The 7,392-nt window shown below is 72.2% G+C and carries 5 protein-coding genes; 4 read left to right on the top strand and 1 reads right to left on the bottom strand.

The annotated features are described in order from the left end of the window. Window positions 1–135: 135 nt before the first annotated feature. From DQW06_RS22115 to DQW06_RS22105, 3 genes are all read left to right on the top strand, one after another. The gene (locus DQW06_RS22115; RefSeq protein ID WP_117199229.1) at window positions 136–1,182 is read left to right on the top strand and encodes a medium chain dehydrogenase/reductase family protein; all 1,047 of its coding nucleotides are present in this window, start codon (window positions 136–138) and stop codon (window positions 1,180–1,182) included. Between the two features lie 174 nt (window positions 1,183–1,356). Next, the gene (locus DQW06_RS22110) at window positions 1,357–2,028 is read left to right on the top strand and encodes a uracil-DNA glycosylase (protein ID WP_071621807.1); all 672 of its coding nucleotides are present in this window, start codon (window positions 1,357–1,359) and stop codon (window positions 2,026–2,028) included. 135 nt (window positions 2,029–2,163) lie between these two features. Continuing rightward, window positions 2,164–5,406 carry an NACHT domain-containing NTPase gene (locus tag DQW06_RS22105; RefSeq protein WP_117199228.1) on the top strand — a complete coding sequence of 1,081 codons (3,243 nt, stop codon included), beginning with the start codon at window positions 2,164–2,166 and terminating at the stop codon, window positions 5,404–5,406. Between the two features lie 63 nt (window positions 5,407–5,469). On the opposite strand, the gene DQW06_RS22100 is transcribed toward DQW06_RS22105, so the two are convergent. Further along, complete coding sequence (locus DQW06_RS22100) at window positions 5,470–6,270, bottom strand: Sir2 family NAD-dependent protein deacetylase (protein WP_013152440.1); 801 nt, start codon at window positions 6,268–6,270, stop codon at window positions 5,470–5,472. A 219-nt stretch (window positions 6,271–6,489) separates the two neighbouring features. Between DQW06_RS22100 and DQW06_RS22095 the strand changes: the two genes are divergently transcribed. Next, window positions 6,490–7,374, top strand: a complete 885-nt coding sequence (locus tag DQW06_RS22095) for a sulfotransferase (RefSeq protein ID WP_019609068.1) — start codon at window positions 6,490–6,492, stop codon at window positions 7,372–7,374. The last annotated feature ends 18 nt before the right edge of the window (window positions 7,375–7,392 follow it).

The following is a 7,392-nucleotide window of genomic DNA, read 5'->3' as shown; positions in this document are numbered from 1 at the left end:
ATTCTCCTGCCCTCAGGCAGGAGAGGAAGTCAAGGTGTCACCTTACGGCTGGAAGTCGTCGGGCCCGTCTTGCACCCTTGAGTTTACGCATGTAAGTTTACGAGCGTTAGCAAGACTGTTCCGACAGGAGGCCCCATGAACGCCGTCGCCGCCACCACCGCCACCCAGGTCCTGCTGCCCGGCCGAGTCGAACCCTCCGGCCTCCAGGTTCGGCCCCGAGCACTGTCCGCTCCCGGAGCCGGACACGTCCTGCTGCGCATGGAGGCGACCGGGGTATCGTTCGCCGAGCAGCAGATGCGCCGGGGCAAGTACTTCGACCAGCCCCCGTTCCCGTTCGTCCCGGGCTACGACGTCGTCGGCACCGTCGAGGCCGCCGGTCCGGGCGTGGACGCCTCCCTCGTCGGGCGTCGCTTCGCCGCCGTCACCAAGACCGGCGCCTGGGCCAGCCACCTGGTCCTGGACGCACGCGATCTCGTGGCGGCGCCGGAGGGGACGGACCCGGCGCAGGTCGAGACGCTGCTCGTCAACGGCATCACCGCCTGGCAGATGCTGCACCGCACGGCCCGCGTGCGACGGGGCGGCACCGTCGTCGTACTGGGCGCCAACGGCGGCGTGGGCACGGTCCTGGTCCAGCTCGCCCTGCACGCCGGGATCACCGTGATCGGCACGGCCGCGCCGCGCCACCACGAGGCCGTGCGCGCGCTCGGCGCGACCCCCGTCGACTACCGCGACCCGCACGTGTACGACAGGATCCGGGACCTGGCGCCCGAGGGCGTGGACGCGGTGTTCGACCACGTCGGCGGCGGGAACCTGGTCCGGTCGTGGCGCCTGCTGCGGCGCGGCGGCACACTCGTCTCCTACGGCACGGCGTCGACGAAGGACGTCGAGGGCGACTCCCGGCTGCCCGTGCTCGCGCTCTTCGGCCGGCTCCTGGTGTGGAACGCCCTGCCCAACGGCCGGAGCGCCCACTTCTACAACTTCTGGGCCGGACGCGCCCGCCGCGCCGACGCCTTCCGCGCCCGGCTGCGCGAGGACCTGACCGAGGTGCTGCGGCTGCTCGCCGACGGGGTCCTGACACCGCAGGTGGCCGCCCGCGTCCCGCTCTCGGAGGCCTCCCGCGCGCTGGCCCTCGCCGAGTCCCGCACGGTCGTCGGGAAGGTCGTGCTCGTCCCCGACGCGTGAGGCCAGCGCGCTCCGGACCTCCCCGCCACCCGCGCCACCGTGTGGGCGAACGACCGGCCGGGTGGACGAGACCGGCTCCCGGCTCCGCGTCCTCGGGTGAGAAAGCGCGCTCCCGGGAACGGGGCGGGCCCGAAGCGGACGTGGATGTCGCCCGCTGCCGCTAGTGTTCTGGCCATGCCGAAGGACCTGAAAGAAATCATGGACAGCGGTTGGGCCGAGGCCCTGGAGCCGGTCGCGCCGCAGATCGCCGCGATGGGCGACTTCCTGCGCCAGGAGGTCGCGGAGGGCCGCACCTACCTCCCCGCCGGTGAGAACGTCCTGCGCGCCTTCAAGCAGCCCTTCGAGGACGTGCGCGTGCTCATCGTGGGCCAGGACCCCTACCCGACCCCGGGCAACGCGGTGGGTCTGAGCTTCTCGGTCGCCCCGGACGTGCGCCTGCCCGCGAGCCTGCGCAACATCTACAAGGAGATGGTCGACGACCTGGGCGTGCCCATGCCCTCCAACGGCGACCTGACCCCGTGGACCCGGCAGGGCGTGCTGCTGCTCAACAGGGTGCTGTCGGTGGAGCCGGGCAAGGCCGGTTCGCACCGCGGCAAGGGCTGGGAGGCCGTCACCGAGCAGGCCATCCGGGCGCTCGCCGAGCGCGACAAGCCGCTGGTGGCGATCCTGTGGGGGCGCGACGCCCGCAACCTGCGCCCGCTGATGCCGGGCGTGCCGTGCGTGGAGTCCGCGCACCCGAGCCCGCTGTCGGCACGGAACGGGTTCTTCGGCTCGAAGCCGTTCAGCCGCGCCAACGAGATGCTCAAGGAGCAGAACTCCGACCTGGTGAACTGGGAGCTGCCCTAGCGGATCCCACCACGGGACCGCTCTCGTTCCCCCTCACCCCCGAAACCCATGCTGACCTGCGGACTCGGCACCACCCCCGGTGCCGGGTCCGACCGTGTTCCCCCCACCTCCCTCGAAGCCGGAAGAGGCACCCCGATGGCGAAACGGCTCACCTACGCGGACGCGCTCAAGGTCCTCGGCCAGAACGACTCGGAGGTGATGAACCTCGCCGAGAAACTCGCGGACGGCGGGCTGGGGCTGGTGGGGGTGCCCGACCTCTTCGGCCTGCGCGGTTTCCTGGTGAGCAAGGGCCGCCAGGCCATCGAGGGCATCCGGGACAAGATCAGCGGTGAGAGCCGCCTGTCCCGGACGGAGAAGATCGAGGCGGCCCACAAGGTACTGGTCGTCATCTCGTTCTTCGAGGCGGTGGAGGAGTGCCTCGACAGGGCCGAAGCTCCCTTCTCCCTGGACGCGCTCAGGCTCGGCGACGCCGCACCGTTCACGTCCTTCGACTCGGCCCTCCAGGACCTGGGGGCGCTCCCCGCCCCCGCCGACGTGCACACCGAGGACGTGGAACCCTACGAGATCCTCCAGGTCTTCCACCTCCTCACGGGCAGCTTCAGCGACATCCTGGTGGGCCACCCCGAGGCCGTCGCACACGCTGTGGACCACGACCACCCCCTCATGGCACGGCTGATCGACGAGGTCCCCGAGGACGCCGCCCGGCGGCTCACCGAGTACCTGCGCCAGCTCGCCGCCGAGGTCCCCGAGTTCGGCATGTGGGTGCACCTCTACGAGCACGACCACACCCGCCAGGTCCTCGCCCACGGGTTCGGGGAGCTAGGCAGACTGCTGGAGCTGGCGGGCTCCGGCCGACCGGTGGACCAGCGCAGGCGGGAACTCGCCGCCTCCTACCGGGCGGTGCTGCGCCAGCCCGTGCTGCGCTCGGACGAGGCGTCGTCGGGGCTGGTCCTGCCCGCCCTGGAGGACGCCTACGTGCCGCCGTGCGGCCGTGTGCTGAGGGCCGACACCAACGGCTCCCCCTCCACGGAGGAGGTGTGGCAGGAGGCCGCACTCGTGGACGACCTCCGGCGCTTCTTCGCGCTGCACCTGATCCATGCGGACTCCGTCGAGACCCCCACGGTCGTCCTGGGCCACCCGGGCGCGGGCAAGTCCAAGTTCACCGAGATGCTCGCGGCCCACCTGCCCGCCGCCGACTTCCTCCCCATCCGGGTGGAGCTTCGCTCGGTCCAGCCGAACGCGCCCATCCACGCGCAGATCGAGGAAGGACTCGCCGAGACGCTCCACACCCGCGTGTCCTGGCGCGAACTCGCCGAGTCGGCGGACGGCGCGCTGCCCGTCATCATCCTGGACGGCTTCGACGAACTCCTCCAGGCGACCGGTGTGGACCGCTCCGACTACCTGGAGCGGGTGGAGGAGTTCCAGCACAAGCAGGAGGCTCTGGGGCAGCCCGTGGCGGTCATCGTCACCAGCCGCACGGTCGTGGCGGACCGGACGCGCTTCCCCCTGGGCACCACCGTGGTCCGGCTGGAACCCTTCACCGAGGCCCAGATCGGACAGATGGTCCGGGTGTGGAACGAGGCGAACGCGCGGGCCCTGGCCTCCCGGGGCCTCGAACCGCTGTCCGTCGACTCCCTCCTGCCCTACCGCGAACTGGCCGAGCAGCCCCTGCTGCTGCTCATGCTGCTCATCTACGACGCCGGGGACAACGGTCTGCGGCGCGCCTCGCACGCCCTGTCCCACGGGGAGCTGTACGAACGGCTGCTGACGATGTTCGCCAGGCGCGAGGTGGACAAGCACCACTCCGGTCTGGGCAGGAACGACTTCGACGACGCGGTCGAGGAGGAGCTGCGCCGTCTGGAGATCGCCGCGCTGGCGATGTTCACCCGGCGCAAGCAGAGTGTGAGCGCCGACGAGCTGGACCGGGACCTCGCGGTCCTCATGCCCGACGCCGCGGTGCGCGCGGCCGAGACCGACCTGCACGGGCGGATCGACCCCGCCCACCAGGTGCTGGGCAGGTTCTTCTTCGTCCACGAGTCCCGGGCCAGGCGCGGCGAGGGCACCGCGAGCGTGTTCGAGTTCCTGCACGCCACCTTCGGCGAGTACCTGGTGGCCAGGGCGGTGATCGTCGCCCTGGACGAGCTGGACGCCTCACGCGCGCGCTCCTCACGGCGCCGGGCGCGGAGTACGCGTCCCGACGACGGCGAGCTGTACGCCCTGTCCTCCTTCGCCAGCTACGCGGGCAGGGAGAAGGTCGTGGACTTCCTCTCCGAACTCCTGGAACGGCGGTTCACCGAGGAGCCGGAGGCCCGCGAGGACTACGCGCGGCTGCTCGTGGAGCTGTTCCAGGAGGCGCCCTTCCCCGCCCCCAACCGCTCGTACGGTGCCTACGAGCCCACGCGGCTGCCGGTGACCCAGCGCGAGGCCAACTACACCAGCAACCTCATGATCCTGCTGTGCCTGGTGCGGGAGGAGCCGGTGGACGCGCGCGAGCTCTTCCCGGAGGCGCACGAGCCCGACCAGACCCTCCAGGGCACCACCACGATGTGGCGCACCCTGCCCGGCGCCGAGTGGTTCAGCATCGTGTCCGTGCTCCGCGTCCGCCACCTGGATGGCTGGGAGGCCGACGGCCCCGTGACGGTCATCGGCAGGGAGGACGGCGCACCGGTCAACGTCGGGGAGTGCATGGGGTTCGAACTGCGCAAGAACAACGACGCCGCGCCCTCCGTGACCGACCCCTACGGCATCTCCGTGTCCTACGACACGGTCGCCTCCCGTCTGCTCCGGTCGATGGCTATGCGCGTCAACGGCACGGCCGCGCGCTTCATGTTCGGGCTTCTGCCCTACCTGGGCCACGTGTCGGAGGACCTGGGCACCTGGTACTCGGACGTCCACTCCGAGGCGACGTGGACGGAGGCCCACGAGGTCATGCGGCTGCGGCTGGAGCCCGCCGCCGAAAACCCCGGGGAGCGCCTGCGCACCTACCGGCGCCTGCTCGCGCAGCGGGCCCTCGGACGCCTCGAACTGGTGGTGCTCAGGCAGGCGGCGGAGGACCTGGCCCTGGTGTCCGAGGCGTCCGCGTTCGCTACCGAACTCGTGGATGTCGTCAACCTCTACCTCAACGGTGTGCGGACGGTCGTGGTCGGGCCCCAGCTCCGGGAGGAGACGGTCGTCCCGGTCCTGCGGGTCCTGGCCCCGTACACGCACGAGGACGTCTTCGAGCGGGTCCTCGGACTCGCCCGGGCCTCGTGGGCGTCGGAACACGGCCCCCGTGCCGTCGGCGGTGTCGGGCGGATCGGAGAACAGGCCGCCGACACCGTCCCCGGGCTGCGCCGAACGCCTTCCCCGACGGGCCGGTACAGCAGCAGCGGGGGCTGAGCGCGCCGCCCCGGCAACCGGCCGTGCCGGAACCCGGCACGGCCGAGACGGTCTTCGCCGCCCCTACCCTGCCGCGCGCACCCGCTCCACCAGGGCGGGGAGCGCCGTGCCGATGGGGTCGCGGACCACGGCGCCGGCGAAGTCGTCGTAGGGCGTGGGCTCGGCGTTGACGACCACCAGGCTGGCCCGCGCCATCATGGCCACGTCGCACAGCCCCGCCACCGGGTGGACCGTCAGCGACGTGCCCACGGCCAGGAACACGTCGCACTCGCGGGCGGCCCGGCTGGCCGCGTCGACGACGTCCGCGTCGAGCCGCTGCCCGAAGGAGATGGTGTCGGACTTCTGGATGCCGCCGCACTCCGGGCAGCGGGGGTCGGACTCCTCGTCCAGTCGCGCCAGCACCGTCTCGCTCGGCGTGCGCAGGCCGCACGCCATGCACACCACCCGCAGCATGGTGCCGTGCACCTCGATGACCGCGTCCTCGGACGTCCCGCCCCGCTGGTGCAGGCCGTCGATGTTCTGGGTGATCAGGGCCCGCAGCCGCCCGGTGGCCTCCAGGTCGGCCAGGGCGCGGTGCGCGGCGTTGGGGCGGGCCCGCCACACCGGGTGGGTGCGGCGCTGGGCCCACACCCTGCGGCGCACGTCCGCGTCGCCCATGTAGATGTCGATGTCGGAGAGGGCCTGCGCGTCCGGGTCGGTGGTCCACACCCCGTGCGGTCCGCGGAAGTCGGGGATGCCGGAGTCGGTGGACACGCCCGCCCCGGTGAGGACCGTGACGCGTTCGGCGGACTCCAGGAGTTCGGCGGCCCGTTCGAACTCCCCTGGGTCGGAGAAGGGCGCTGATTCGGTGGTCGTCGAGGCCATACCCCCCATTCTTACGCGGGCGGGGCACCGTTCGCCCCACCGCGCCCGCCGCCGCGCACGGCGCGCCCCGCGACGCTCCGGCGCACCGCCCCGGGCCGCGGCGGTGCGCGGCGCCGGTCCGAACCGGAGCGTAATCTCGGGGGCACAGGAAGGGCACGGAGGCCACATCCCCTGCCGATGCACACGAGGTGGGCAAAGGGTGCGAAAATCGACACCGTCATGAAGCAGCCGTCCTACATCCTCGTGGTCAACGGGACCAAGGTCGAGCGCCCGGTGTTCGTCCTGGGCGCTCCCCACTCGGGAGTCGCCGAGGTCGCCCGTGCCCTGTCGCGCGTGCCCGGCCTGCACCTGGGCGCGGGCTCGTCGGGCGTGCTCAACGCCGTCTACGCCGTGGCCAGACGCCCCTCCCTCGCGTTGGAGAAGGTCGCCGGGACGGCGAGCCTGCTGCGCGAGGCCTACGCCGAGGCCTGGCAGCTCACGCCCCTGACCTGTCCGCGCTGTCCGGGGCCGTGGGCGCGCGTGCCCGCCAACGCCGCCGCCGAGCCGTGCGAGCACAGCGCGGAGGTGCGCCGCTACGGCGACGCCAGCCCCGACCTGCTGTTCTGCGCCACCGCCCTGCACGCGGCCTTCCCCGACGCCCTGTTCGTCCAGGTCATCCGGGACGGCCGCGACGTCATCGCGGACATGATGGAGGACGAGCGCTCGCTGGCCTGGCTCAAGCCGAGCTTCATGAAGCTCGACCACGAGTTCCCCAACCACTTCTTCGGCCTGGAGGAGGAGTCGGACCTGTCCGCGTTCACGGAGGGCTCCACCGCCGCCAAGTGCGCGATGCGCTGGCGCGGGGCGATCCGCATGTCGGCCCTGCTGCGCCGCTCCATCGGCGCCGAGCAGCTGATGACCCTGCGTTACGAGGACGTGCACGGCGGCGAGGTGGAGGCGGCCGAGCGGCTGCGGGAGTTCACCGGGGCGCGGGTGTCGGCCTCGGAGCTGCTGACCGCGGAGTCCTGGGGCGTGGGGTCGTGGCGCGAGCGCCTGACGCGCGACCAGTACGGCGACGTGCGCCAGGTGGCGGGCACGGAGCTGTCCCGGCTCGGCTACACCTGAGCCCCGGCGGGACCGGAG

This window comes from Nocardiopsis sp. TNDT3, assembly GCF_003427465.1.
GTDB lineage: Bacteria > Actinomycetota > Actinomycetes > Streptosporangiales > Streptosporangiaceae > Nocardiopsis > Nocardiopsis dassonvillei.
Note: the sequence above shows the minus strand (reverse complement) of the source record. Positions and strands in the feature narration are given on the sequence as shown.